29 protein-coding genes are annotated in these 24,024 nt (G+C 65.6%); 11 read left to right on the forward strand and 18 right to left on the reverse strand.

What is annotated here, in order from left to right; translation table 11 throughout:
• Positions 1-31: 31 nt before the first annotated feature.
• The gene (locus ACLKOZ_RS18030; RefSeq protein WP_436477078.1) at positions 32-1,708 is read right to left on the reverse strand and encodes an alkaline phosphatase D family protein; all 1,677 of its coding nucleotides are present in this window, start codon (positions 1,706-1,708) and stop codon (positions 32-34) included.
• Between the two features lie 161 nt (positions 1,709-1,869).
• Here ACLKOZ_RS18030 and ACLKOZ_RS18035 point away from each other — a divergent pair, with 161 nt between their 5' ends.
• Both ACLKOZ_RS18035 and ACLKOZ_RS18040 read left to right on the forward strand, forming a co-directional pair.
• Positions 1,870-2,310, forward strand: coding sequence for a hypothetical protein (locus tag ACLKOZ_RS18035; RefSeq protein ID WP_436477080.1), 441 nt, complete (start codon positions 1,870-1,872; stop codon positions 2,308-2,310).
• A gap of 17 nt (positions 2,311-2,327) precedes the next feature.
• On the forward strand, positions 2,328-3,137 hold the full coding sequence (locus tag ACLKOZ_RS18040) for an SDR family oxidoreductase (protein WP_436477082.1): 810 nt from the start codon (positions 2,328-2,330) through the stop codon (positions 3,135-3,137).
• A gap of 6 nt (positions 3,138-3,143) precedes the next feature.
• Here ACLKOZ_RS18040 and ACLKOZ_RS18045 read toward each other — a convergent pair whose 3' ends face one another.
• The 7 genes from ACLKOZ_RS18045 to ACLKOZ_RS18075 form a co-directional block, all read right to left on the reverse strand.
• Positions 3,144-4,274: an LCP family protein gene (locus ACLKOZ_RS18045; RefSeq protein WP_436477084.1), complete on the reverse strand. Its 1,131-nt coding sequence runs from the start codon at positions 4,272-4,274 to the stop codon at positions 3,144-3,146.
• 18 nt (positions 4,275-4,292) lie between these two features.
• Positions 4,293-5,405 (reverse strand): LCP family protein, encoded by a 1,113-nt coding sequence (locus tag ACLKOZ_RS18050; RefSeq protein ID WP_436477086.1) that lies wholly within the window; start codon positions 5,403-5,405, stop codon positions 4,293-4,295.
• Positions 5,406-5,502: 97 nt separating this feature from the next.
• Positions 5,503-6,159, reverse strand: a complete 657-nt coding sequence (locus ACLKOZ_RS18055) for a low molecular weight phosphatase family protein (protein ID WP_436477088.1) — start codon at positions 6,157-6,159, stop codon at positions 5,503-5,505.
• A gap of 204 nt (positions 6,160-6,363) precedes the next feature.
• Complete coding sequence (locus tag ACLKOZ_RS18060) at positions 6,364-6,990, reverse strand: DUF305 domain-containing protein (RefSeq protein ID WP_436477090.1); 627 nt, start codon at positions 6,988-6,990, stop codon at positions 6,364-6,366.
• Between the two features lie 137 nt (positions 6,991-7,127).
• Positions 7,128-7,613: a hypothetical protein gene (locus ACLKOZ_RS18065; protein ID WP_436477092.1), complete on the reverse strand. Its 486-nt coding sequence runs from the start codon at positions 7,611-7,613 to the stop codon at positions 7,128-7,130.
• A gap of 25 nt (positions 7,614-7,638) precedes the next feature.
• On the reverse strand, positions 7,639-9,720 hold the full coding sequence (locus tag ACLKOZ_RS18070; RefSeq protein WP_436477094.1) for a heavy metal translocating P-type ATPase: 2,082 nt from the start codon (positions 9,718-9,720) through the stop codon (positions 7,639-7,641).
• 32 nt (positions 9,721-9,752) lie between these two features.
• Positions 9,753-10,061: a heavy-metal-associated domain-containing protein gene (locus ACLKOZ_RS18075; RefSeq protein ID WP_436477096.1), complete on the reverse strand. Its 309-nt coding sequence runs from the start codon at positions 10,059-10,061 to the stop codon at positions 9,753-9,755.
• Between the two features lie 392 nt (positions 10,062-10,453).
• Between ACLKOZ_RS18075 and ACLKOZ_RS18080 the strand changes: the two genes are divergently transcribed.
• From ACLKOZ_RS18080 to ACLKOZ_RS18095, 4 genes are all read left to right on the forward strand, one after another.
• Entirely contained in the window at positions 10,454-11,125 is a 672-nt protein-coding gene (locus ACLKOZ_RS18080; protein WP_376043719.1) for a PAS and ANTAR domain-containing protein, read from the forward strand.
• A 101-nt stretch (positions 11,126-11,226) separates the two neighbouring features.
• The gene (locus ACLKOZ_RS18085) at positions 11,227-11,646 is read left to right on the forward strand and encodes a YciI family protein (RefSeq protein ID WP_337351657.1); all 420 of its coding nucleotides are present in this window, start codon (positions 11,227-11,229) and stop codon (positions 11,644-11,646) included.
• A 3-nt stretch (positions 11,647-11,649) separates the two neighbouring features.
• Positions 11,650-12,900 (forward strand): RNA polymerase sigma factor, encoded by a 1,251-nt coding sequence (locus ACLKOZ_RS18090; RefSeq protein WP_436477099.1) that lies wholly within the window; start codon positions 11,650-11,652, stop codon positions 12,898-12,900.
• Between the two features lie 77 nt (positions 12,901-12,977).
• Positions 12,978-13,445, forward strand: coding sequence for an SRPBCC family protein (locus ACLKOZ_RS18095; protein WP_337346133.1), 468 nt, complete (start codon positions 12,978-12,980; stop codon positions 13,443-13,445).
• Positions 13,446-13,594: 149 nt separating this feature from the next.
• Here the strand turns inward: ACLKOZ_RS18095 and ACLKOZ_RS18100 are convergent, their stop codons facing one another.
• From ACLKOZ_RS18100 to ACLKOZ_RS18125, 6 genes are all read right to left on the reverse strand, one after another.
• A complete protein-coding gene (locus tag ACLKOZ_RS18100; RefSeq protein ID WP_436477101.1) occupies positions 13,595-14,341 on the reverse strand; it encodes a cation diffusion facilitator family transporter in 747 nt (248 codons plus the stop codon).
• Positions 14,338-14,664: an ArsR/SmtB family transcription factor gene (locus ACLKOZ_RS18105; protein ID WP_436477103.1), complete on the reverse strand. Its 327-nt coding sequence runs from the start codon at positions 14,662-14,664 to the stop codon at positions 14,338-14,340. Before ACLKOZ_RS18105 ends, ACLKOZ_RS18100 begins: the two co-directional genes overlap by 4 nt.
• Positions 14,665-14,716: 52 nt before the next feature.
• Positions 14,717-15,490, reverse strand: a complete 774-nt coding sequence (locus ACLKOZ_RS18110) for an ANTAR domain-containing protein (RefSeq protein ID WP_436477105.1) — start codon at positions 15,488-15,490, stop codon at positions 14,717-14,719.
• Between the two features lie 163 nt (positions 15,491-15,653).
• The gene (locus ACLKOZ_RS18115; protein ID WP_436477107.1) at positions 15,654-16,055 is read right to left on the reverse strand and encodes a VOC family protein; all 402 of its coding nucleotides are present in this window, start codon (positions 16,053-16,055) and stop codon (positions 15,654-15,656) included.
• Between the two features lie 10 nt (positions 16,056-16,065).
• Positions 16,066-16,551 carry a helix-turn-helix transcriptional regulator gene (locus tag ACLKOZ_RS18120; RefSeq protein ID WP_436477109.1) on the reverse strand — a complete coding sequence of 162 codons (486 nt, stop codon included), beginning with the start codon at positions 16,549-16,551 and terminating at the stop codon, positions 16,066-16,068.
• A 9-nt stretch (positions 16,552-16,560) separates the two neighbouring features.
• Positions 16,561-17,295 carry a GAF and ANTAR domain-containing protein gene (locus tag ACLKOZ_RS18125; protein WP_436477111.1) on the reverse strand — a complete coding sequence of 245 codons (735 nt, stop codon included), beginning with the start codon at positions 17,293-17,295 and terminating at the stop codon, positions 16,561-16,563.
• A 240-nt stretch (positions 17,296-17,535) separates the two neighbouring features.
• On the opposite strand from ACLKOZ_RS18125, the gene ACLKOZ_RS18130 reads away from it, so the two are divergent.
• The 5 genes from ACLKOZ_RS18130 to ACLKOZ_RS18150 all read left to right on the forward strand — a co-directional run bounded on the left by ACLKOZ_RS18130 (position 17,536) and on the right by ACLKOZ_RS18150 (position 20,863).
• Positions 17,536-17,865, forward strand: a complete 330-nt coding sequence (locus ACLKOZ_RS18130) for a PadR family transcriptional regulator (protein ID WP_436477113.1) — start codon at positions 17,536-17,538, stop codon at positions 17,863-17,865.
• Between the two features lies 1 nt (position 17,866).
• Positions 17,867-18,232, forward strand: coding sequence for a DUF1048 domain-containing protein (locus tag ACLKOZ_RS18135; protein WP_436477115.1), 366 nt, complete (start codon positions 17,867-17,869; stop codon positions 18,230-18,232).
• Complete coding sequence (locus ACLKOZ_RS18140) at positions 18,229-19,083, forward strand: ABC transporter ATP-binding protein (RefSeq protein WP_436477117.1); 855 nt, start codon at positions 18,229-18,231, stop codon at positions 19,081-19,083. The genes ACLKOZ_RS18135 and ACLKOZ_RS18140 overlap by 4 nt, the downstream gene beginning before the upstream one ends.
• Positions 19,080-19,844 carry an ABC transporter permease gene (locus ACLKOZ_RS18145; protein ID WP_436477119.1) on the forward strand — a complete coding sequence of 255 codons (765 nt, stop codon included), beginning with the start codon at positions 19,080-19,082 and terminating at the stop codon, positions 19,842-19,844. The genes ACLKOZ_RS18140 and ACLKOZ_RS18145 overlap by 4 nt, the downstream gene beginning before the upstream one ends.
• Positions 19,845-19,915: 71 nt before the next feature.
• Positions 19,916-20,863: an alpha/beta fold hydrolase gene (locus tag ACLKOZ_RS18150; RefSeq protein ID WP_436477121.1), complete on the forward strand. Its 948-nt coding sequence runs from the start codon at positions 19,916-19,918 to the stop codon at positions 20,861-20,863.
• A gap of 44 nt (positions 20,864-20,907) precedes the next feature.
• On the opposite strand, the gene ACLKOZ_RS18155 is transcribed toward ACLKOZ_RS18150, so the two are convergent.
• The 4 genes from ACLKOZ_RS18155 to ACLKOZ_RS18170 all read right to left on the reverse strand — a co-directional run bounded on the left by ACLKOZ_RS18155 (position 20,908) and on the right by ACLKOZ_RS18170 (position 23,951).
• Positions 20,908-21,681 carry a GAF and ANTAR domain-containing protein gene (locus tag ACLKOZ_RS18155; protein ID WP_436477123.1) on the reverse strand — a complete coding sequence of 258 codons (774 nt, stop codon included), beginning with the start codon at positions 21,679-21,681 and terminating at the stop codon, positions 20,908-20,910.
• 76 nt (positions 21,682-21,757) lie between these two features.
• Positions 21,758-22,084 (reverse strand): hypothetical protein, encoded by a 327-nt coding sequence (locus tag ACLKOZ_RS18160; RefSeq protein ID WP_436477125.1) that lies wholly within the window; start codon positions 22,082-22,084, stop codon positions 21,758-21,760.
• 170 nt (positions 22,085-22,254) lie between these two features.
• The gene (locus tag ACLKOZ_RS18165; RefSeq protein ID WP_436477127.1) at positions 22,255-23,268 is read right to left on the reverse strand and encodes a WxL protein peptidoglycan domain-containing protein; all 1,014 of its coding nucleotides are present in this window, start codon (positions 23,266-23,268) and stop codon (positions 22,255-22,257) included.
• A gap of 104 nt (positions 23,269-23,372) precedes the next feature.
• On the reverse strand, positions 23,373-23,951 hold the full coding sequence (locus ACLKOZ_RS18170) for a WxL domain-containing protein (protein ID WP_436477129.1): 579 nt from the start codon (positions 23,949-23,951) through the stop codon (positions 23,373-23,375).
• Positions 23,952-24,024: the final 73 nt, after the last annotated feature.

Below are 24,024 nucleotides of genomic sequence, written 5' to 3' on the forward strand. Positions count from 1 at the left end.
CCGACGGCGGCAGTTAGGTAGGGTGCATGCCCTAACGTTCCGGGGTCAGCACCTTGGAGAACACCACGGCGCCGTTGGCGTTGCGGAGGCTGGCGGTGAACGTGCCGTCCTCGCCGAGCTGGACATGGCCAAAGAACTGGTTCTCGCCGTCGCGCGGCGATTCGCCCGGGAAGCGGCCCGCCTTGGCGAACACCACCTCCGGGCCGAAGGTCCCGTCCATGGTGTTGGGCCCGAAGGACCCGGCGGCGATGGGTCCTGCCACGAACTCCCAGAACGGGTCGAAGTCGGTAAAGGCTGCCCGCTCGGGGGAGTAGTGGTGGGCTGCGCAATAGTGCACATCGGCCGTCAGCCACACGACGTTCCGGACCCGGTTCCGTTTGAAGGCACTGAGGACCCCGGCGATCTCAAGTTCGCGACCAAGCGGCGCGCCAGGCTCCCGGTTGGCCAGGCTTTCCTGGTTGACTGCGCCGTCGGGAACGATGATGCCCAGCGGCAGGTCCGCGGCGATCACCTTCCAGGTCGCCTTGGAACTGGATACCTCACGGATCAGCCAGTCCACCTGTTCCTGGCCCAGGATGGAGGTGGCATACGGCTCCTTGCCGTCCGTGTTGGGCGACTTGAAGGTGCGCATGTCCAGGCAGAAAACATCCAGTTGAGGGCCGCGGGTGATCTTCCGGTAGATGCGCGCGGGCTGGTACTGCCCGCCGTCGTCGAACGTTCCCGGCCGCCACAGCGCGGCACCGTCAGCAATCGGCATGTTTTCCTGCCAGGCCTGCCGGCCCCGGGCAGCGAGCGTGTTGACGTCGCGGACGGTGTAGCGGGGGTCGTCCAGGATCTCGCCGGGATACCAGTTGTTGGTGGTTTCGTGGTCGTCCCAGTTGGCGATCAGCGGGACGTCGGCGAGCATGGCGCGGATATTGGTGTCGAGGGAGTTGTAGCGGTGCCGCCCGCGGAATTCGGTGAGGGTTTCGGCCACCTTGGAGACTTCCTCTGTGACCAGGTTCCGCCAAACCTGCCCGTCTTTCTCCACCACGGATTCTGCGATGGGGCCGTCGGCGTAGACAGTGTCGCCGGAGTGGATGAAGAAGTCGGGCCGGGTGCTGTGCATGGCCCGGTAGCCGCGCATCCCGCCGATTTCCTCGTTGATGCCCCAGCCCTGCCCGGCGGTGTCGCCGGTCCACACAAAGCTTTGGGCGGACGACGGCGGGAGGTCGCCGCCGCTGCGTCCCTTACCGTTGGTGCTTCCGGTATCGGGCGCCGTCCGGAAGGTTCCGGTGATCGTCTCGCCCGCCGCGCCGCCGTCGTCCTCGAAGCTGATTTCCAGGGCGAAGCGTGTGTTGGCGGGGAGGTGGCCGGCGTGGATCTTGGCGGTGAAGTCGGACCCCTGGGTGGCGCGCGGTCCACGGAGGGTTCGTGCGAAGGCTCCGCGGCCGCTCAGCACAGTGCCGCCGTCGTCAACTGCCCTGAGGGTGGCGATCATCCGGCCTGCGGCGGAGGAGCGGGACCAGAGCACGGCGGAGTCCGAGGTGACGTCCCCGGTGGCGATGCCGCTGGGCAGGGTGAGGCGGTTCCTGACAAGCGGGATCCCGGTGCGGAGGGGGCTTCCGGGGACCGGGCCGCTGGCAGCGTTGGCGGCCGCCGGGACTGCGGCCAGGGCTGCGGCGAGGACGGAACCTTTGACAATGGTGCGGCGTGAAATTTCAGTCATGGCATCCACTGTGCACGGGGCTCGAACACGCTCCGTGGAGCCTGGATTAACGCCGGGCATGGGCTGGGTTAACTGATGCCAATCTGTCATCCGCAAACCACTTGACAGGGCGTCACTAACGCGCGGTAATTGTAAGCACACTTATCAAATTGGGGTCTGAGATGCGCAATATAATTCCGAAAGGCACCCTCCGGCAGATGCTTCTGCCGCCCACATTTGGCCTGCACCTGGCCGGGAACGCGGAGTTCACGGTGCTCTCCGTGGAGGTCTGGAGCAGGTGCCTGGTGGTCAATATCCACGTAAAGTCGGCCATCGGCAGGCCGGTTCCCCGCATCACCATCGAAGACCATTGGGGCACTCCTTACAGATTCCGCGACTCCGCCAGCCTCGGTTCCCGGAACCTGCAGGTCTTCACCCCCTCAATCCCGTACGGGACCAGGAGCCTGACCATTAGGTCGGTGGACGACGCGGACGCCCGCCTGGTGGTGACTTTCGCCGTCCCGCTGATGCTGGAGGAGGACGAAACGGGCCAGGCAGAGGAATCTGTTTCAAGGGCTTCCCGTTTGCAGCCGCCGGCATCCCGCCTGCAGCGGCCGGCATAGCGGGCTGAAAGGAAGGCATGGAAGACACCACGCGCTTCGAACCGGCGACGGCCATCGTCACGGGATCCGATTCGGGCATCGGAAGGGCCACTGCGGTGGCCCTTGCCGCGTCCGGGATGGACATTGGCATCACATGGCACACTGACGAAAAGGGCGCCGAAGAGACCGCCGACGAGGTTCGGCGCGCCGGACGCAACGCCGTCGTCCGCCGGCTGGACGCCACTCGTCCGGCAGAAGCGGCAGCGGTCCTTGACTCGCTCGCCGAGGAGCTGGGCGGCGTGGACGTCTTTGTGAACAATGCCGGGACAGGTGACGGCACTCCGTTCCTGGACCTTGACCTGGAGACGTGGAAAAACACGGTGGATACGAACCTCACGGGGGCTTTCGCCTGCCTGCAGGCCGCCGCCCGGCGCATGGTTAAAGCCGGCAGGGGCGGCCGCATCGTGGCGGTGACCAGTGTCCATGAGTTCCAGCCGCGCGTGGGCGCCGCTGCCTACGACGCCTCCAAGCACGGCCTGGGCGGACTCATCAAGACCATGGCCCTGGAGCTCGCGGAGTTCGGTATCACTGCCAACAGCGTGGCACCAGGGGAGATTGCAACGCCCATGACGGGCCAGACGGACGAGGATCCTACGATGAAGGACCGTCCCGGCGTTCCGCTCGGCAGGCCGGGGGACGCCCGCGAGGTGGCGGCTGTCATTGCGTTCCTGGCCTCGCCGGCTTCAAGCTACGTGACCGGTGCATCCTGGGCGGTTGACGGCGGAATGCTGCAGATGGGGCCGCAGGCCGGCTCACACATCACCGGCCACGACTGGCGCAAGCCCTGACTGTGCCTAGCGCGCGTACTCGGCGATCCGGCCATCCCGCAGGGCCGTCGCCAGCGCATTGATCCCGCCGTAGTCGGGCAGGACCACCGAAGCGCCGCCGATGGTGCCCACGCCCGCGGTGGGAAGCGTGACGAACCCCGCGGCATTGGGATCGGTGTTGCGCAGCGCGTAGGCCAGGATGGCCACGGACACCGGATCGAAGCCGTGGTCCACCGTGAGGTATCCCCCGGCAAAGTTCACCAAGGCCCGCACCGCGTTGACATCGTTGAGTGCCCCGCCGCTGGTCAGCTTCGCAAGGACGGCCCGGAGGAAGGTCTGCTGGTTGCGGACCCGCTGGTAGTCGCCGTCCACAAAGGCGTAGCGCTCGCGGACGAACTCCAGGGCAGCCTGGCCGTCGAGATGGTTCACGCCGGCGGTGAAGACATGCTGGGTTTCGTGCGTCGACTGGAAAGGTGTGGTGACGTTGACGTCGATCCCGCCCAGCCCGTCCGTCAGGAGCTTGAAGCCGTGGAAGTCCAGCATCACAGTGTGGTCGATGTGGGTGCCCAGCACGGATTCGACCGTCCGCGTCGCCAGGTCGATCCCGCCCACCTCAAGGCTGGTGTTGATCTTTGCCCCGCCGTAACCTGGGATGTCGACCCACAGGTCCCGCATCAGCGAGATAACGTAGAAAGTTCGGCGGTCTGCCGGGACGTGGACCAGCATCAGCGTGTCCGCCCGGTGGTCTGACGAGGCGCCTGTAGCCATAGTGTGGGCGGCCTGTTCCCGGGCGTTGCCGCGGCTGTCACTGCCAATGAGCAGGATGTTCATGGGCACCGGCGGCAGGTCGGCGATCGGCTCCGGGGGTGGGGGAGCTGCCGGCGCCGGCGGAGGGGTGGTCTGAGTGGGCGTCGGCGTGGCGGTCTCGCTGGGGGTGGCCGTCTGCGTCACCACGGGCGCCTGGGATTCGGAACCGCTGCGGTTGAAACTTAAGACGGCGACGACGACCCCCGCCACCAGCACCAGTGCCAGGACAGCGGCTATCACCAGCCGCCGTCGTTCGGTCCACGGCAGCTGTGCCGGGTGGGCTGCAGGGTTGGTCCCGCCAGGAACCGAAGGTTCGGGGCTGCTGGGACCGGAACCGGATGGGGTGCTCATCGTTGTGCCTCCATGGCATCAGTTTCCGCCCTCTAGGCCGTTGTGCGCTACATAGTCTCCCAGCGTGTCGGTGGCCATGGCCGCGGAGATAGCGTCGATGGCCGCGAGGTCCGGGAGCACAATCGACTGGCCGTCGGTGGAGGTCCCCGTGCCCCGTGTCGGTAGCGTGAACATCACCATGTCCTCGGGCTGGACATCCTTCAGCTCCCTCGCGAGCCTGATCACGGTGGCCGCATCGAGTCCACTGTCGACGCTGACGAACGGTGACATGGCGCTCACCACGTTGTGGACCGTGAGGGGATTCAGGACCGTGTCCTGGCTGAGGTTCTTTGCCAGGAGGGCCTTGACGAATGCCTGCTGGTTACGCACGCGCTGGTAGTCGCCGTCAGCAAAGGCGTACCGCTCACGGACAAACTCCAAGGCGTGTACACCGTCCAGGGTGTTCGGGCCCGCGGGGAAGGATATCCGGTCGTGGCGGGACACAAATGGCGCCGGGATGTCCACTTCCACCCCGCCCACGGCGTCAGTCATCCCCACGAAGCCTTCGAAGTCGATCATGGCGACATGGTCTACGCGCTGGCCGAAGATGGACTCTACGGTCTGCACCATCAGCGGGACGCCGCCGAATGCCAGCGCAGCATTGATCTTGGCGTGGCCGTGGTCCTTGATTCCCACCCAGAGGTCACGCATCAGGGAGATGGAGTAGACCTTGGTGCGGTCCGCGGGAATGTGGACCAGCATGAGGGCATCAGCGCGCTGGTTGGAGGCGGCGCCGGCGGCAGCCTTCTCACTGGAGGACGCGCGCCTGTCACTGCCCATCACCAGGATGTTCAGGGAGCTGCGGGTGTTCGACGGCGGGGCCCCCGCCGCTGCTGGATTGGCTGCGGTACCGCCTACGGCCGCCCCAGGGATGGACGGCTGCGGTCGGGTGGATTCTGCCGGGAAGGCTTGTTCGATCTTGGTGGTTTCTGAGTCGAAGATCCTGCCGAGATTGAATAGATACGCGTCCTTGAGCATAGGAACGAGGACTGCGAGCACCAGCAGCATCTGGAGAGCAACGATGACGGGACGATGAAGGCGTGCGGCATTGGCGCGGTTGGTCGACCTTGGATCCGCGGCATGGGTGCCCATTTCCGAAAATTAGCACCGGCGTTCCGGCGCTACATCGGGGGAATCCGCAGAAAACCCGCACAATTAGCCGCAGTCCGGGACGACGGCGGCAGTCCGGTCAGGCGGGGGCGTTCAGCCGTGCATGGCGCAGGATGGAGACGATAGCCGGGGCCAGTTCGTCCTCCATTTGGCGGTAGATGTCCAGGCCACGGCGGTAGGGGTCGATGACGTCGTTCTCTGACGAATCCGACGGCAGGGACAGGTGCCGGACCGCTGCGGCCCTGGCGGGGAGGCCGCGCCAGACCTCGGCGTTCGCTGCCAGCCGCTTGCCGGCGTCGTGCGTTGCTTCTGTTGGTGTTTCCGCTGTTCCAGGGGCGGTGGCGGCGCGGTCATCCAGGACGTCGAGCATCCGGGCGAACTCGCGGATGGTGAAGGTGCGCTTCAGGACGGACGCGTCCAGCTTCAGGACCTCACCGCGATGGCCCGACGTCATGGTGAGCACCAGATCCACGCCGCGCAGGATCCTGCTGGTCAGCTGACGGGCGGCGAAGCCTTCTGCGTTGCCGCCAAATGTGCGCACGATGTCCGCGGACGGCGGCTGGATGGGATCGCCCACCATGGCATGCGTGCCGGCGCTGGTGACCACAAAACCGCCCGGAACTGCCTGGTCCAGGCCTGCCTGCAGGAGCCGCTCGGCCACGGGGGACCGGCAGATGTTGCCCGTACAGACGGTCAGTATTCTCACTTGCGCGGAGGCAGGGTCGGGCAGTTGCAACAGGGGTACTCTTTCCAGCCGGTGCGCCGGACCGGTCGGTCCGCACATTTCAACTTAACACGGGAAGGCGCCGCCGCCGCCGTCGAAACGCTCTCTCACCTTTCGCGACAATTCCAACGATGCTCTATCACTCTTGGTTGCTAAACGTGGCTGTTAGGAACCGGAAGTGATAGAGCATCGCGAGGGAAAGTGGTCAGGCGGTTGTCACACTGCGGCGAGCAACTCCTTCATCTCCTCGATTTCCGCCTGCTGCGAGGTGATGATCGCGTTGGCCAGCTCGATGGTTTTGGTGAACTCGCCGGACTCGACCTCGGTTTGGGCCATGGCGATGGCGCCCTCGTGATGGGCGATCATCTGCGTCAGGAACAGCTTCGCAGCTTCTGTGCCCTGGGCGGCCTTGAGTTTGTCCAGGTCCTCGGCGCTGACCATGCCGGACATGTCCCCGCCGTGCATGGCGTGCCCGGTCATCATGCCGGTGGGCTGGTTCCAATCCTCGAGCCAGTCCGTCATCTGCTCGATTTCGGGAGCCTGCGCCGCCTTGATCCGGGTGGCCAGGGAGGTCACTGAGGCCGGAATGCCAGTTTTCGCCAGCATGATCTCGCTCATTTCCACGGCCTGTGCGTGGTGGGGGATCATCATCTGAGCGAACATGATGTCCGCGGCGTTGTGGTCCGCCGAGGCGTCCGGCATCATGCTGGACATCGGGCTGGAGCTGCCGTGGTTCATGCCATGCGACGGCGTAGTGCCCGTGCCGGTGCCGGCGGCGCATCCGGCGAGCGATAGGGCAGCGGCAAGGGCGGCTGCTGCCAGGCTTAGTTTCTTGGTGTTCATGGGAAATCTACCTTCGGGTTGTGTTCGGCGCAGGGGGCGCCGGAGTCTTGGCATGCCGCGCAGTTGGCGCGGCGGACGGCCCGATGGTGCACATCGGGCAGGCAGATCGCCGGACTGTGGGCCCGGCGTCGTGCCCTTTACGTCCGGCTGATGGAGAGATCTCCCGGGGACGGGCCATCGGGCAGGTAAGGGTAGAACCGCATGGTTCCCACACCGGAACTGACCCGTGCGTCCGCAAGCTGCCCCGCGCTGCCTGGTTCGGGGGCACTGAGGGATCCGGCCTTGGCCAGGGGAGTGCAGCCCGCGGCCGGCAACTCCGCGCTGCCAAGGCTGCCGCTGCACGCAGCAGCGGATGCACCGTAGGCACCGGGCTCGCCCCGCACCACGCTGCGGTTACCCTGCACCATGCCGCTGTGCGCGCCGTGGGCGTGCGTCATGTGAGCCTGCCCGCCGGGCGTGGCTGTGGCGTACGACGGCGGCGCCACGGCTCCGAGCGTGTGCGCGGCGTGGTTGCCGGTCAGGACATGCATCCCCAGGATTCCGGCCACAATGGCCAGGATCCCGGCGAGCAGCCCGGCGCGCCCCATCGGAGCTGCCAGCCGGCGTCGGGCTGCTGCGTTCATGCCGTGGATCCTCCCTGCATCAGCGTCAACGGACCTGCTCCGGGTTCAGCCTGATCCGACGAAGCAGTTGGGCGTTCAGTGCCACCACAATAGTCGAGGCGGACATCAGGACAGCGGCCGCCGCCGGGGAGAGTACCACCCCGGCGAACGCGAGGACGCCGGCGGCCAGCGGGACGGAAATGACGTTGTAGCCGGTGGCCCAGACCAGGTTCTGCCACATCTTCCGGTAGCTGGCGCGGGAGAGGTCCACCATGGACAGCACGGCCCTGGGATCGTTGCCGGCCAGCACAACGCCTGCCGATTCCATAGCGACGTCGGTGCCCGCCCCGATCGCGATACCCACTTCTGCCCGGGCCAGCGCAGGGGAGTCGTTGACGCCGTCGCCCACCATGGCCACCTTCAGCCCTCGGGCCTGCAGCTCCGCCACTTTCTTGTCCTTGTCCGCCGGCAGGACTTCGGCGAAGACCTCGTCGATGTGCAGCTCGGCCGCCACGGCCTCCGCAACCTGCCGGGCATCGCCTGTAACCATCGCAACCTTGATGCCCCGGTCCTGCAGCGCCGCTACGGCTTGGCGCGATTCGGTTCGGACCGCATCCTCCAGGCTGACGGCCCCCAGGATCCGGTCACCGTCGACAACGTGCAGGACCGCAGCCCCGCGTTCCATCCACCCCGCGGTCGAGGAAGCCACCGAGTCAGGTTCCGAAAGGCCCAGTTCGCGCAGTAGGGCCGGGCCGCCCACCTGGATGGTGCGGCCGTCCACGCTGGCGCGGACTCCTCGTCCGGTCAGGGAAGTGAAGCCCGTGGCGTGCGGGATGTTCAGGTTCCGCTGCCGCGCCGCCCTGACGATGGCACGGGCAACCGGGTGTTCGCTGTCCGCCTCCACGGCGGCGGCGAGCGCAAGCAGCCCGTCCCGGCTGCCGCCGTCGGACGTTGCGATGTCCTTGAGCTCCGGCTCACCCGTGGTGAGCGTTCCGGTTTTGTCGAAGAGGACGACGTCGATGGTGCGCATCCGTTCGAGGGCCATCCGGTTCTTGATCAGCACACCTGCCCGTGCCGCCTGCTCGGTGGAGATCGCGATGACCAGTGGGATCGCCAGGCCGAGGGCGTGTGGGCAGGCAATCACCAGCACCGTGACGGTGCGGGCCACGGCTTCCGGGACGCTGCCAAGCAAGGTCCAGGCAACGAAGGTGAGCACACCCGCTCCAGCGGCAAAGTAGAACAGGAACGCAGCGGCCCGGTCGGCGAGCGCCTGGGCGCGCGAGGAGGATGCCTGGGCCTCCGCCACCAGCCGCTGGATGCCGGCCAGGGCGGTGTTGTCGCCAACGGCGGTCACGCGGACGCGCACGGAGTTGTCGGTGGCCACCGTTCCGGCCACGACAGCGTCGCCTGGCGAGCGGGACACTGTCTTGGACTCACCTGTGATCATGGACTCATCGAACTCGGCCTGCCCCTCAAGGACCCTGCCGTCAGCAGGTAACCGGGCGCCGGAGCGCACCAGGACGATGTCGCCTTCGCTCAGTTCGGAGACCGGAACGGTCTCGGTGCCGGTGGGGGTTACGCGTTCAGCCTCGTCCGGGAGCAGCGCGGCAAGGGCATCCAGTGCGCCCTGCGCGGAGCCGAGGGCGCGCATTTCAATCCAGTGGCCCAGAAGCATGATGGCCACCAGCAGGGCCAGTTCCCACCAGAAGTCCAGGTCGAAGCCGCCGATGCCCAGCGTGGTGACCCATGAGGCAACAAAAGCAACGCTGATGGCCATCCCGATCAGCAGCATCATGCCAGGGCGCCGGTCTTTCAGTTCCCGCAGCCCGCCCTTCAGGAACGGCTGACCCCCGTAAAGGAAGATCACCGTTCCCAGGACTGGTGGAATCCAGGCGGATCCGGGAAACATGGGCGGCATGTAACCCAGAAGGTGGCCCACCATGGGGCTGAAGTAGACCACGGGGATGGAGAGGGCGAGGGCCGTCCAGAACCTGTTTTTGAACATGGCGGTGCTGTGGCCGGCGTGCTGGCCGGAGGTATGGACAGCATGGGCGTCCCGGGCGCCGTGGCCCGGAGACGCGTGGTTTTCGTGGTGGTGGTGTCCGGTGGTGGTGCCGTGGTGTTGCATGATTCCTCCTGGCGAGGACGCGGTGGGGTTGCTCAGCGGCTAATGGTGTACCCGGCAGCGGAAACTGCCTCACGGATCGCGACGTGATCGGCCGATCCGGAAATCAGCAGGCGCGACGTCCCGCCTGCTACCAGTTCAACGGTGGCGGCGGTGACGCCTTCGACGGCGGTCGCGGCCCTCTGCACAGTCTCAACGCAGTGTCCGCAGGTCAGGCCGCCAACGGAGTATTCGGCGTCGGCCGTGTTCCGCTGTGGGTGAGCCGGGACGCCGGTCGAGCAGCGGCTGCAGCCGACGGCGGAGGTGGCTTGAGGCAGTTCGGTGCGGTTTCCAATACCAGGCATGTCAGTTTCCATTCGTTGACGAAGGTCCAATGGGCGCTGGGGTTGAACGGCTGTGATGGCGGGTGCGGGGCACCGGGCCTGGACATACCACTTCACTGACAACACTGAAAATATACCCCCAGGGGGTATCGGCGTCAAGTCTGCCCGCACTTAGGAGGCGGCGGACGCCGGGTGCCGCGTCCAGCAGGAGGATGCGTTGCTCTATCACTTAGGGTCCTTCTGGGGGCCTTTTGGGGACCACAAGTGATAGAGCAACGGACCAGCGAAGTGAGAGAGGGTTCGACGGCGGGACGTCACCGTGGGGATACAAACGTCTCAAATGCGGGATTCCTTGCCATAATGGGGTGACCCGCCCAGGGGAGGCGGCCTACGGAACGCCTGGAGGTGCCCAATTGTCGGATTTGAGCAGCCCCTACACGTATTCGAGTGCTTTGGGGACGCGGAATTGCCCAGCCGGAACCTACCACATTGACCTGGTCAGCGGGACCGTGGAGTTTTCTGACGGCCTCTTTGAGCTGCACGGCTACAAGCGTGGCGAGGTGGTGCCCTCTATCGAGCTGATCTTCGCCCACAAGCATCCTGACGACAGGCCGCGGGCCCAGGAGATCATCGCTGAGATCTGCTGCCATGGCGGCCATTTCTCCATCTATCACCGGATCATCGACGCCCACGGCCGCCTTCACCAGGTCCTGACTTCCGGCGAGGGGACTGTTGACCCGGCAGGAACGGTCACCACGATCGACGGGATGATGGTGGACCTGACCGCCACCCTCCAGCGGGAGACCGAAGTGGCCGCCCGCGAAGCCGTGGAGCGTGCCACTGCCACCCGCAGCGTCATCGACCAGGCCCGGGGACTGCTGATGGGCAGGCTAGGGATCGGCGCGGAGGAGGCGTTCAAGCTGCTGATCGGCCACAGCAGCCGCAGCAACCTCAAGCTGGCGGTCGTAGCGGCGGAGCTTATGGCCCTGGCAGACGCCAAAGGCACCTTGGACCAGCTGGATGCGGCTGTCCGGACGATCGTGAACGGGAAACCCAAGCGTCAGCGACGGGACACCCGCAGCTAGCCAAAAGTTTTTCTTCAGTTGTGTCGATCTGCGGTGGTGCCGTTCGACCTATGGGTGAGAAGGTCGAAGGGCGACCTTCCACACTCAAGGAGAAGATTGAAATGGCCAAGTACATGCTGATCATGCGGGCAACCGACGAGTCCCTCGCCAAGTTCACGGACGTCGACTTCACCGAGGCCCTGACCGCCATGGGCAAGTTTAACGACGAACTGATCCGCGCCGGCGTCCTGCTGGCAGCCGAAGGCCTCGATGATCCCAAGGAAGGCGTCGTAGTGGACTTCACCGGCGAGCAGCCGGTAGTCACCGACGGGCCCTACGGCGAGACGAAGGAACTGTTCAACGGCTTCTACCTCCTGGACGTCGCCTCCAAGGAGGAAGCCGTCGAGTGGGCCAAGCGGGCGCCGATGACGGAAGGCAGCAAGACCGAGATCCGGCGCGTGCCCACCATCGACGAATTCCCGCAGGACAACGAATGGATCCAGAAGGAACGCGCCTGGCGCGAGCAGACCGGGCAGCTCTGACCGGTGGGATCCACCGCGGCGAGGGGCGCCGTCGAAGCTGTGTGGCGGATGGAAGCCGCACGAATCGTCGGCGCCCTCGCCCGCTTCACTGGCGATTTCGCCCTCGCCGAAGACCTGGCACAGGAGGCGCTGGCCGAGGCGCTCGTCTCCTGGTCCGTTAACGGCGTCCCCCACGAACCGACGGGCTGGCTCCTGACCACCGGCCGCCGTCGTGCCATAGATGCCTTCCGGCGCCGCTCCGCAGCGGACGAACGATACGCAATACTGGCCCGGGACCTGACCCCGGAGGAACCCGGCCCGGATGCCTTATTCGACCCTGAAGCCATCGACGACGACGTCCTGGCATTGATGTTCATCTCCTGCCACCCGGTGCTGTCCAAGGAGGCGCGCATCGCGCTGACCCTGCGCGTGGTGGGCGGGCTGGGGAGCGAGGCCATCGCGAAAGCGTTCCTGGTGCCGGTGGCAACAATCCAGGCCCGCATCACGCGCGCCAAGAAAACCCTGGCCGCCGCCAACGTGCCCTTTGCCGTGCCGGAGCCCCGGGAGCGGGCCGAGCGGCTGGGTTCCGTGTTGCAGGTGGTCTACCTCATTTTCACGGAGGGGTCGTTTGCCTCCGGCGGGGACTCGTGGATCCGGCGGGACCTCGCCGGCGAGGCGCAGCGGCTGGCCCGCACCCTGGTGCGGCTCGATCCGCAGCCGGAGGTCTTCGGGCTGCTTGCGCTGCTGGAGTTGACCGCCGCCCGCTTTCCCGCCCGCCTGGACAAGTCCGGCCAGCCGGTCCTCCTCGAGGACCAGGACCGGCGGCTATGGGACCAGTCGGCGATCCGGCGCGGACGTGCGGCGCTGGCAAAGGCCGACGGCGGCCGCGGGCTGGGTGCCTATGGCCTGCAGGCGTCCATCGCCGAATGCCATGCGGTTGCGCACTCGGTGGCGGAGACTGACTGGCCCCGGATCGTTGGACTGTATGAGGCACTCGGCCAGCTAACGCCGTCGCCCATCATTGAACTCAACCGGGCGGTGGCGGTAGCCATGGCGTCCGGCCCGGCCGACGGGCTGGCCCTGGTGGAGGAGATCGCCGGGCGGGGAGAGCTCAACGGTTCGCACCTTCTTCCGTCCGTCCGAGGCGAGCTCCTCACCCGGCTGCGCCGCGTCGACGAAGCCCGACACGCCCTGCTGCAGGCCCTGGAGCTGTGCGGGAACGCGGCGGAAAGGGTCGCGCTGGAGCGCAAAATCAGTGCCCTTAGCCCGTCCTGACGCCGGAAGTGCCACCGGGTCGGGGGCTCCGGGGCCGGGCACTCCCGGGCAGGACGGCCCCGCACTATGCTGGCAGCATGTCTACCTATGAAGTGACCCGCAGCGCATTCATTCCGGCTCCGGCCGAGGCAATCTTCCCGCTCATCAACAACTTTCACGAATGGACCCAGTGGTCTCCCTGGGAGAAGGTGGACCCCGCCCTGGAACGCCACTATTCCGGCAACGCTGCCGGCGTCGGCGCGAAATACTCCTGGAGCGGCAACCGCAAGGCCGGGAGCGGAAACATGGAAATCGTGGAGTCGACGGAGCCCCGCTTGGTCAGGGTCCGGCTCGAGTTCACCAAGCCGTTCAAGGCCGTGAACCCGACCACCTTCACGCTGACCCCGGTCGACGGCGGCACCAACGTGAAGTGGACCATGACGGGCGAGAACAAGGGATTGGCCAAGGTCTTCGCCCTGTTCATGAACATGGACAAGATGGTGGGCGGAGACTTCGAAAAGGGCCTGCAGGCACTCTCGGCAGCGGCGTCCGCGCGTACTCACTAGGGCGGCCTTGTCCCGCATGAGCTGCCGTGGGCCGCACGAGCGGTGTTGGACGGCACCGTTCATGCGGGCCGGGGCCGCGGAAGCCGGGGCCGCGGACGCGGGCAACGGTGTTCGGGCTGTGAGGATGCGGGGCAGTTCGAAGTCCGCGTTCAGTCCTCACGGAGGGGGATACGGACGGGGAGCACCGTGCGCTGGGCCATGTCAGGGCCGGTGTGGCAGCCATCGCAGCATCCGTCCGCTGTCGGCTCACGGGATCCGACGGCGTGGGGAACCGTGCAGCAGGCATCGCCGCGCCAAGCGTTGATGCCTTCACGCACTGCGATCACGGCAATCACGAGGGCCGCGCCGGCGTCAGCCCACCACCAGCCCATGGTGCTGTTCAGCAGGAGCCCTGCCAGCAGGACCGCGGAGAGGTATGTACACAGCAGGGTCTGCTTCGAGTCGGCCACCGCTGTCCGCGAGCCAAGTTCCCGTCCGGCCCGCCGCTGCAGCCAGGATAAAACCGGCATGATCGCCAGGCTCATGGCTGCGATGACGATGCCAACAGGAGAATGCCGCGGTTCGCCTGCGCCCAAGAGCGAGCGGACGGCGTCCACGGCCACAAATGCTGCCAGGGCAAAGAAGGACACGGCGATGATCCGAAGCGTCAACTGTTCCCGCCGCTCAGGGTCCTGGGCGGCGAACTGCCATGACAAGGCCACTGCCGAGGCGACTTCGATGACCGAATCCAGCCCAAAGCCGATCAGGGCGGATGAGTCAGCCACACCCCCGGCCCAGAGCGCGGCGCCGGCCTCGATCACGTTGTAGGTGATGGTGGCCGCCGCGAGGAGGCGGATGCGCCGGGCCAGGACAGCCCGGCGGGAAGCGCCCGGTTCGGCCCGTAATGTCGCTGTCAAGGCAGGCACGTCCCGTCGGGCGCGCAGCACGCAGGGTCCACCGCCAGGACAACGCCCAGCAGGTCCCCGATCGCGTGGCCCAGCCTCGGATCTGCGAGCTCATACCGGGTGCGGCGTCCGTCCGGCACGGCAACCACCAGGCCGCAGCCCCGCAGGCAGCTCAGGTGGTTGGACATGTTCTGCCGGGACACGCCCAGTGACTCTGCCAGGTCCGACGGATACGACGGTGCATCGGCGAGGGCAAGCAGGATCCGTGCACGGGTAGGATCCGATACTGCGTATCCGAAGCGCGCAAGAACCGGGGCGCTGGTGAGGGCTTCCATGCTCCGATAGTACAGTGAGGGCTGTACCCTCGGGAGGCAGGTGTCAATAAAATCAGCTGTCGAAGTGGGTTTCGGGGGCGCCGCCGTAGCCTTCCAGGATTGATTCCGCGATGAGGCGCAGCTTCACGTTCCGGTGGCTTGAGGCCTTGGCAAGGATGTCGAAGGCTTCGTCGTAGGAGCATCTGTTCTGCCCCATGATCACGCCGCAGGCGATGTCTATTGTCGTGCGGCTGGTCAGGGCCGAGCGCAGCTGGTCTGTGAATTCGGACGCCCGCCGCACCTGCGTTGCCAGGCGCAGGCTCCTCGATCCAACATCCCGGAAGGCAAAAGCCTGCGACATGAGCTCAGTGGTGAAGACGTTGGGCTCGGCCGCGAAGAAAGTCAATGCGCCCGCATAGCCGTGGCTCACCTCCAGGGGAAGGCTCATAGCGCTCAAGTAGCCAGCCGCCTGCAGCCGTTGGCGGTAGTGGGGCCACCGCGGGTCCCGGGATTCGGCGTTGAGGAGGATGGCAACGCTGCCGTCCAGCGATTCCGACGCCGGGCCGTGCGAATGTTCCTGGTCCCACCTGGTGAGCGCCACGGCAGCGTCCGGCGCGCCGGCCGTGACCGGTTTCCGCTTCGGTGCCCGGAGGGTCACCGCACAATCAAGGACCGCGTCGGCGGCCCTGGTCAGGGCCGCGGCCCCTAGGCCAGCGAGCACGTCCAGTGACGCGGCCTCCGTGGGTGCCACCAGATCGTAAAGGAGATCCGTGCCGTCCCAGCGCCAGTGGGTCGGCAGCTCAAGTTCGTCCGAGCCCCTGCCGGTATGTGTTTGACCATCGTTCACGTGATCGCCCCCATCAAGTGAGAAGGCCGTCGCTACTGCAGCCAATCCCGAGCCTAGGGGGCTCACCACCGGGGCACACGAGTAGTTAGTACTCATATTTGATTAACCCCGGCACGGAGCGGCCCGGGTTCCGCAACGGGATCCGGGCCGTGTTTCGCCAGTGTCAGCCTTGGTTGATGCGGATCATATTGCCGGAGGGGTCCCGGAACGCGCAGTCACGCGGGCCCCACGGCTGGGCCTTGGGTTCCTGCAGGACCTCGGCCCCTGACGCGCGGAGCCGTTCGAACGTCGCATCGAGATCGTCCGTGTTGAACACAAGCATGGGCATGACGCCCTTGGTGAGGAGTTCCTGGATGGCATCTCCGTCTGCCTGGGAGCGGCCTGCGTGGGGAGGCGAAAGAACGAGCTCAAGGTCGGGCTGGGCGGCACTTCCAATGGTGACCCAGCGCTGTCCGTCCGAGCCGACGTCGTTCCGCACTTCAAAGCCAAGCGCGTCGCGGTAGAACGCGAGGGATTCATCGAGATCGTTGACGGTTACGTGTGCGTACTTCAATGAAATGTTCATGTTTCACACGCTATTGCAGCTGTGGCGCGGGCGCTTCTTCAATCCTGCTCAGTGTTTCCCGTGCCGCTCCACTGCCCGCTTTCTTGCTTGCTGCCGACGCCTTGCGGTCCGGCCGCGTGTGTTGTTTGGCGATGCAGTTGGGCATGGCCTTCACTGCGTGGTGTTCCCTGGAGCGGTACTCGCTGGGGGTGATGCCCACGACTTCTGTGAAACGGGAGCTGAACGAACCCAGCGATGTACAGCCCACCTCCATACAGGCGTCCGTCACGCTGATGCCGGCCCGCAGCAGGGCCATGGCGCGTTCGATCCGCCGTGTCATGAGGTAGTTGTAGGGCGTCTCGCCATAGGCAGCCTTGAACTGGCGCGAGAAGTGCGCCGGCGACATCAGGGCGCCGGCAGCCATGGTTGGCACATCGAGGGGCCGCGCATATTCGCGATCGATCAGGTCGCGGGCGCGGCGCAGGTGGGCCAGGTTGGCCAACTCCTGCGGTGTCATGCGGTCATTTTACGCGTCGAAGTGGGTGCTGGGCTTGTCGCCGGAGATCTTGATGACCATTTCCTCGGCCACGTCGCGGAGCTTCTGGTTCCGGTGGCTGGACACGTTGGTCAGGATGGTCATGGCTTCGGCCTGGGTGCAGCGGTTCTGGCCCATGATGATCCCGCAGGCCAGGTTGATGGCTGTCCGTTTCTGCATGGCTGCGCTGAGGTCATCGGCCGCGCCCTGGGCGGTGCCCACTTTCAAGGCGAGGCGGACGGCGCTGCCGGCAAGGTCGGCGAAGCCGGCGGCTTCCTTGATGATGCCGTCAGAGAACACGCTGGTGGACGTAGCGAAAAAATTCAGGGCGGCGGAAGAGTCTTCGCCGATCTCCAGCGGCACGCCCAGGGCGCTCAGGATGCCCTCGTCATACAGCGCTTTCTGGTAGCGCGGCCAGCGTGAGTCGGTGCGGACATCGCCCAGGAGGGTGGGCCTTTGGGTCTGGAGGGCTGTGATGCAGGGTCCCTCACCTACCTGCTGCTCGATCTTGTCCAGGTGGATGGCCTTCGGGCTGCTTCCGCCAACGGTCCTGGTGTGCTTGACGCGTTTCAGAGTCACGCCGCATTCCACGGTTTCACCGGCGTTCCGGCTGATCACGTCGGCGGCGATAGCAGCGAAGCCTCCCAGGAACTCGGCTATTGAATCTGTGCCGACAATCAGGTCCTGGAGTTCAAGGAGGAGGTCGCGCTCCGGCGTAGTGGACATCTCCACAACCTATTCCCATCGGTTAGCGCCCGCAACTGGAAAGGGCCGGGGGGCTAACCGATGACGGGGCGCTCTTCCGGCAGGCTGTAGAGCCTTGGCGCCCAACGGCGGAACCCGGGAACTTAATACCTGCCCCACGGCACCTCCAGGGGGATCATTTTGAGGCCTTGCAACTCGACTACTTAGCGCTACTATGTACTAGTAGCTAGTAACACTGAGTAGTGGATGAGGAGGTGTCCGGTGGGTAAGCAAATGACGGAGATGCTCAAGGGGACATTGGAGGGCATTGTTCTTGCCCTCCTGACCGGGAGCCCGCACTACGGGTACGAAATCACCACGCTGCTCCGGGCGCAGGGGTTCACCGAAATCGCCGAGGGGACCGTGTACGCGCTGCTGGTCAGGATCGAGCAAAAGGGCCTGGTGGACGTCGAGAAGCGGCCCTCCGAGAAAGGGCCGCCGCGCAAGGTGTACACGCTCAACCCACAGGGCGAAAAAGAACTTAACGAATTCTGGAAAACATGGAGCTTCTTGTCCGAACGGCTTGAACAGCTCCGCACGGGAGGAAAGTGATATGGCAGCCAAGTGGATCGAGCTGGTGACCGGCTCGCTCGAGCAGAAGAAGCAGTACAAGCAGTCCAAGGCGCGGCTGGATGCCCTGCCCGAGCCCTACCGCGCGGTGGCGACCGCTTTCAACCGGTACTTCATGTACTACGGCGGGGTCACCGATGGGGACACCATCGTGCAGATGTTCTCGGACCTGGCGGACCTGTGGGAACGCGCTGCCATCGACGGCACGCCAGTGGAGGAGATCGTCGGCGAGGATCCCATCGAGTTCGCCGAGAGCTTCGCCCAGGCCTACGGCGGAAAGCGATGGATCGACAAGGAACGGGCCCGTCTCACCGAGGCGGTCGATAAGGCGAAAGAGGCAGGATCGTGACAACCGCCGCTATCCGGGTGCAGGGCATTGAGAAGTCGTTCAAGGACCTGCACGTCCTGCGCGGCGTGGACTTTGACGTGGCCGCGGGGAGCATCTTCGCGCTGCTCGGTTCGAACGGCGCGGGCAAGACCACGCTGGTGCGGATCCTGTCCACGCTGCTGAAGGCCGACGCCGGCTCCGCCACGGTGCACGGCTTCGACGTCACCGCGGAGCCCGGCGACGTGCGCGAGTCGATCAGCCTGACCGGCCAGTTCGCCGCGGTCGATGAAGTACTAACCGGCCGGGAAAACCTCGTGCTCGTAGCCAAGCTGCGTCATCTAAGGGACCCGGGGGCGGTCGCCGATGGGCTGCTTGCGCAGTTCAGCCTCGCCGATGCGGGTTCCCGCAAGGCGTCGACGTACTCGGGGGGCATGCGACGCCGGCTCGACATCGCGATGAGCCTGATCGGGAACCCGGCGGTCATCTTCCTCGACGAACCAACAACGGGGCTCGACCCCCAGGCGCGCATCGAGGTGTGGCAGACCGTTAAGCGACTCGCCGGCCAGGGCACCACGGTGCTACTGACCACGCAGTATCTCGACGAGGCAGAACAGCTCGCCGACCGCATCGCGATCCTGCACAAGGGCACGATCATCCAGAACGGGACGCTCGCCGAACTCAAGCAACTCCTCCCGCCCGCCAAAGTCGAGTACGTGGAGAAGCAGCCCTCCCTCGAGGACGTCTTCCTCGCCCTCGTCGGTGGCACCGGCCAGGGCCCTACCACCGGCGAGGGCCCTACCACTGACGACGGCCCGAACACCGACGACGGTCACGCCGCCGGCACGGTCCCAGCACGAAAGGAAGTCCGATGACCGTTCACGTTTTCGGCGACACACGCGTCCTGACCAGCCGCTCGCTGCGCCACATCCTCCGCAGCCCCGACACGATCATCACCACCGCTGTCACCCCGATCGCGCTGATGCTGCTGTTCGTGTACGTCTTCGGCGGTGCGATCAACACCCGATCCGATACGTCGTACATCAACTACATGCTCCCTGGCATCCTGCTCATCACCATCGCGTCCGGAGTCGCGTATACCGCGTACCGGTTGTTCCTGGACATGCAGGGCGGCATTTTCGAACGCTTCCAGTCCATGCCGATCGCGAGGTCGAGCGTGCTCTGGGCCCACGTTCTCACCTCCCTGGCCGCGAACCTGGTCTCGGTAGCGCTCGTGATCGGCGTCGCCCTCGTCATGGGGTTCCGCACGGGGGCATCCGTGGCTTCCTGGCTTGCCGTCGCCGGCATCCTGGTCCTGTTCACCCTGGCGCTGACTTGGATCGCCGTGATCGCCGGGCTCTCGGCGAAGACTGTTGACGGCGCGAGTGCGTTCAGCTATCCCCTGATTTTCCTGCCGTTCATCAGCTCGGCATTCGCGCCCACCGATTCGATGCCGGGCCCGGTCGCATGGTTCGCTTCGAACCAGCCCGCCACCTCCATTGTGAACACCATCCGGGCCCTGTTCGCCGAGGAACCGGTCGGCAGTGACATCTGGATCTCCCTCGCCTGGCTCGTCGGCATCCTGGTTCCCACCTATGCCTTCGCGACCGCCATTTACCGTCGCAAGATCTCCTAGGGTTTTGTCGGGCAAGCTCCCTGTCAGGCACGACGGCGGTGCCGGCGTTGTGCCCCAGGTTGCAGTGTGGCGTGTGCATCAGTCAGTCCGCGGAAGAATTTGTGCCGGCCGTGCACTGGCTGTGCAGCGGGTGCAATGTCAGGATTGAGGGCAGGCACGCAGAGGCCAGAGGAGGCTCACGGATGACCGATGGGACGACAGCCGCCCGCGAGACCGGATACGCGTCGGTCAATGGGCTCCAGATGTATTACGAGTTGCACGGGGAGGGCGGCACACCGCTGTTGCTCCTGCACGGCGGGCTCTTCGACATCGAGCAGCAGTTCGGTGCGCTGATCCCGAGTTTGTCGGGCGGGCGCCGGGTGATCGCCACGGACTTCCAAGGGCACGGACGCACTAACGACATCGACCGGCCGCTGGGCACTCACGCTCTGGCGTCTGATGTCATCGGGCTTCTTGAGCACCTCGGTGTCGGCAGCGTGGATGTGTTCGGGTTCAGCGTCGGCGGTGCGGTCGCGCTGGACCTGGCGATCCACCACCCGGAACTTGTGCGCAAGCTCATCGTTTCGTCGGTGTCGTTCCGGCCAGAGGGGAATCGCGGCGGCAACGAGGAAGCTGTCGCGGAGATGACGGTGGACATGATCGCGGGAACCCCAATGGAGGAACGTTACCTCGCAGTGTCCCCGCATCCCGATCGCGAGCACTTGCAGGGCCTGCTCGATAAGCTCTCACACTACGGCTCGGGCGAATCCGGATGGAGCGATGATGAGATCCGCGGAATCGCCGCCCCGACGCTCTTCACGGTGGGTGACTGCGACATGGTCAAGCTCGAGCACGCGGTGAAGTTCCTCCAACTGCGCGGGGGAGACGTGAACGGCGACTTCGAGGGCGTGCCGGCGTCGCAGCTCGCGGTGTTCCCCGGAACGACGCACTTTTTTGGGCTCGCGCGGACCGACCTCGTGCGCGAGGTAGTGACCACGTTCCTCGACGCCCCCGCGCCCACCGGTTGGGCCGATCGGTAGGGGTGCGCCAGCCAACAACCCCCGTATCACCCCAGCAAGTCCGCTTAGGACGCCTTGCTCTCCGTACCTTTGCCGCCTACGGAGTCCACCACGGTGGAGGCCACCTCGCGGAGTTTCACGTTGCGGCTGTTGGACGCCCGTGTGAGGATGCTGATGGCCTCATCCTGGGAGCTGCCGTTCTGCGCCATGACCACGCCCACCGCCATGTCAATAATGGTCCGTGATTGCATCGCTGCCAGGAGGTCCTCGTGTACACCCTTCAGGTGTGCCATGCTGAGCGCGAGCTGTATGGACCGTGACGCATTGGCCACGAAGTTTTCAGCGGTCAGGACATCCAGGTCCGAGAATCCGTCGGGTTGTCTGGAATAGAGGTTTGTCACCCCGTGTGCCTCGCCCGCCAGGTTCAAGGGGACGGCAAGGACGGAGCGAACGCCGTTGTCCAGTGCGGCCTCCGTGTAGCGGTGCCACCGTTCCTCCACAAGAAGGTCGGGGATCAGAACGGTGGTGTTCCCGTGCAGGGCGGTGAGGCACGGCCCCTCGCCGAAGCCGTTCTGCAGCTCATCCAGGGACGCCGCCCGCGTATTGCTGCTGGCTGCCACCGCGGGCTTTTTCTCCCGCAGTACGGTCACGCCGCAATCAATAATGTTGTCCTGCGTCGAAAGGCACGACGCCGTCATGATGGCCAGTTCGGTGAGGAAGGAAGTGATCTCAGGGCTGTCCAGGACAAGCCCCAAAAGTCTGTTTTCATCCTCGGCCGCTGCCACATGGCCCGTCGTTCTGCCCTCGCCTCTGGTAGCCCCCAGCTGATTGTGGTCCAAAATGTTCCGCCTCCTTCGCCGAAACCAAGTCCCCTTCCGACGTTACCCCCGTCGGAAGGTGGTGGACATCCCTAATTCATGCGGATAACGGCTCCACGTTAGGGGTTCTGTTCGGCCCTCCCGCTGGGTAGTTACGGGGTGTGCCGCTGCCGGCTGCCGTGTCCTCGCGCCGGATGATCTCCAGGGCCTCCGGATCCAGCAGCCTGCGGGTGCCGGTCCGGGCGTCCAGGATCCAGAACAAATCCAGTTTGGGAACGACGTCGGTCACCCGGCCCTCGTGGAAGAGCTTGCCGTTGTGCCACGCCTCGATGTAGTCGCCGGCCTGCAGCCGGTCGGTGTTGACTCGTTCGGTCTTGACCGGTTCGGTGTGGATCCGGCCAGTGCTAATACGTTGAGTTCCCATGTGAGCCGCCTCCAACTCGTTGTGTCCCCGTACGGCCAAGCTTGCCGTGGCGACGTTGCCGGAGTGTTTCGCCGGGATGATTTTCCTGTGTCGTCGACCCGGGGGCGTGCGTGGCCGGCTGCAACCCGGGGCGGGAAACAGGCACATCAGAACTCCGCTGCGAAAAGGGGTTAAAGTCCAGGGACAGTTTCCGGATCCCGGGTTTCGCGTTCTTTTGCGGTGACCTGGGCAATGGCGTGCCGGGCGCGGCGGACAAATCGGGCCGTCCGCCATGCGCCGTAGGTGGCGCCCAGTACGAGGAACAGCCCGGCGATGAGGAGTGGCCAGGGTGCGTAGGCGATGCTCGTCTCGGAATGCCCTGTGCCCGCTTCGGAGGTGAAGGTGGCCGCCGCGGTGCCGGACTGAACTGCGGGTGCCTGTGGCAAGCTGGCGTGAAGTTCGAGCGTGGACCCGGGCAGCATGCTTTCTGGTGTGTCGAATTTCAGCTGGGTGTTCGCTCCGACCCAGCTGCTGACATCGAGCGTGCCGGACGGGTGCAGGATGGTATTGCCGGTGTTGTACAGGGGCAGGGCGAACGTGACTGTGTCCCCGGTCTTCGCCCAGCTCAGGCCGCCGTGTTTGAGTGTGCTGACAGCGGTGCCTGCGACGTTGAGGTAAATGCGGACCCCCTGACGCTGGATGACGTCTAGGCGGACGGCTGTGTCTCCTTCCACGGTGGAGGTTTTGCCTTGGACCGGGGGGCTTTGGATGATCAGCCCGCCGGCGTAGTCTCCCGGTGGGGTTCCTTCGGGGACGCTGATCCTGAAGGGGACTCTTAGTTCTGAGTTCGCCGCAAGAGTGATGTGGTCGTTGGCCAGTTGCACCCAGCCGCCCACGCCGGGACGCGGCTCGTCCTGGTTGGCAAGCGCGAAGGCGCCTTGCGGTGTGCTGGTGGCGTCTACGGGATAGTTCAGTAGCGTCACGGCCGTTTCAGTGTGGTTGGTGACGATCGCGGTAGCCTCGAGCGCTGCCCCGGGATAAAGGGAGATGTGGAAGAAGTCGGATTCGTTCGCGGGCCGAATTCCCAGCGCCCCGTTGTCGACCGCAGCTACCGGTCCAGAACCGGCAAGCAGGCAAAGGGCCAACGCCGCCGTGACCAGGGCAGTGCTCAGGGCCCGGTGGGGCCGGGGAAAGGGAATGGTCATGGAGGGTCCTTAGATCAGCGGCCGCATTGCCCGTTGCTGGGATGGGGGCGCAACCCGCCGGATGTTCTCCCCGGGAGAGACCATCCGGCGGGCGCGCGGGAACTCTAGGAGATGGTGTACGTGAGCGTGGAGACGTAGGGCAGGAGAGCAGTGGACCCAACGGCGCCAAAATAATTCGACCGGTAGGTGTTTGCCGGGACGGCCAGGCTGTAGGTGGGTGTTAACGCGTAGGTTCCCCTGTTGGCTCCGCCCGACGTAACGAGGGCCTGGGCCGACCCCGACATTGCCAGGGCCGGTGCAGTGATGCCGTCGACAGGATCGGCGCCCGACCCGGCGGTGACCGTGCCCGGGGTGATGGTCAGGTTGGAAACGGGGATGGTGCGAGCCGTTGTTTCAACGGTTCCGGCCGCGCTGGTGGGGACCGTGGCGGTAACTGACAACGTCCACGCTTGGCCTGTGCCGCGGGAGTCTGAAATGCTCCACGGGGACGATGATGTTCCGGTAGCGGCTTTGTCTGTTCCGTCGAGTGTCACACCGCTCAGGTTCGCCCCGGACGTTGTGGAGGTCAGGGATCCACCGGAAATGGTGGAATCGACCGTGTCCGCCGTTGCCGCCGGCAGGACCGCGGTGAGCAGGATTCCGGCGGCGGCAAGGACGCCTGCGGCCTTGATGAATTTGCGCATGGGATTTCTCTCCAAAGGTTGTGGGCACGCCAAGAGCACGGCCGCGATGTGGCACGACGAAGTGATTGAGATA

It is taken from the genome of Arthrobacter sp. R4, assembly GCF_051365025.1.
Lineage (GTDB): Bacteria > Actinomycetota > Actinomycetes > Actinomycetales > Micrococcaceae > Arthrobacter.

Excerpts from the sequence above, each read along its gene's own strand:
- ACLKOZ_RS18045 (WP_436477084.1), bottom strand. The coding sequence starts at position 4,274 with ATGAGCACCCCATCCGGTTCCGGTCCCAGCAGCCCCGAACCTTCGGTT.
- ACLKOZ_RS18160 (WP_436477125.1), bottom strand. The coding sequence starts at position 22,084 with ATGGGAACTCAACGTATTAGCACTGGCCGGATCCACACCGAACCGGTC.
- ACLKOZ_RS18060 (WP_436477090.1), bottom strand. The coding sequence starts at position 6,990 with ATGAACACCAAGAAACTAAGCCTGGCAGCAGCCGCCCTTGCCGCTGCC.
- ACLKOZ_RS18070 (WP_436477094.1), bottom strand. The coding sequence starts at position 9,720 with ATGCAACACCACGGCACCACCACCGGACACCACCACCACGAAAACCAC.
- ACLKOZ_RS18030 (WP_436477078.1), bottom strand. The coding sequence starts at position 1,708 with ATGACTGAAATTTCACGCCGCACCATTGTCAAAGGTTCCGTCCTCGCC.
- ACLKOZ_RS18165 (WP_436477127.1), bottom strand. The coding sequence starts at position 23,268 with ATGACCATTCCCTTTCCCCGGCCCCACCGGGCCCTGAGCACTGCCCTG.
- ACLKOZ_RS18125 (WP_436477111.1), bottom strand. The coding sequence starts at position 17,295 with ATGTCCACTACGCCGGAGCGCGACCTCCTCCTTGAACTCCAGGACCTG.
- ACLKOZ_RS18065 (WP_436477092.1), bottom strand. The coding sequence starts at position 7,613 with ATGAACGCAGCAGCCCGACGCCGGCTGGCAGCTCCGATGGGGCGCGCC.
- ACLKOZ_RS18050 (WP_436477086.1), bottom strand. The coding sequence starts at position 5,405 with ATGGGCACCCATGCCGCGGATCCAAGGTCGACCAACCGCGCCAATGCC.
- ACLKOZ_RS18170 (WP_436477129.1), bottom strand. The coding sequence starts at position 23,951 with ATGCGCAAATTCATCAAGGCCGCAGGCGTCCTTGCCGCCGCCGGAATC.
- ACLKOZ_RS18095 (WP_337346133.1), top strand. The coding sequence starts at position 12,978 with ATGTCTACCTATGAAGTGACCCGCAGCGCATTCATTCCGGCTCCGGCC.
- ACLKOZ_RS18120 (WP_436477109.1), bottom strand. The coding sequence starts at position 16,551 with ATGACACCGCAGGAGTTGGCCAACCTGGCCCACCTGCGCCGCGCCCGC.
- ACLKOZ_RS18075 (WP_436477096.1), bottom strand. The coding sequence starts at position 10,061 with ATGCCTGGTATTGGAAACCGCACCGAACTGCCTCAAGCCACCTCCGCC.
- ACLKOZ_RS18105 (WP_436477103.1), bottom strand. The coding sequence starts at position 14,664 with ATGGAAGCCCTCACCAGCGCCCCGGTTCTTGCGCGCTTCGGATACGCA.
- ACLKOZ_RS18145 (WP_436477119.1), top strand. The coding sequence starts at position 19,080 with ATGACCGTTCACGTTTTCGGCGACACACGCGTCCTGACCAGCCGCTCG.
- ACLKOZ_RS18035 (WP_436477080.1), top strand. The coding sequence starts at position 1,870 with ATGCGCAATATAATTCCGAAAGGCACCCTCCGGCAGATGCTTCTGCCG.
- ACLKOZ_RS18040 (WP_436477082.1), top strand. The coding sequence starts at position 2,328 with ATGGAAGACACCACGCGCTTCGAACCGGCGACGGCCATCGTCACGGGA.
- ACLKOZ_RS18085 (WP_337351657.1), top strand. The coding sequence starts at position 11,227 with ATGGCCAAGTACATGCTGATCATGCGGGCAACCGACGAGTCCCTCGCC.
- ACLKOZ_RS18135 (WP_436477115.1), top strand. The coding sequence starts at position 17,867 with ATGGCAGCCAAGTGGATCGAGCTGGTGACCGGCTCGCTCGAGCAGAAG.
- ACLKOZ_RS18115 (WP_436477107.1), bottom strand. The coding sequence starts at position 16,055 with ATGAACATTTCATTGAAGTACGCACACGTAACCGTCAACGATCTCGAT.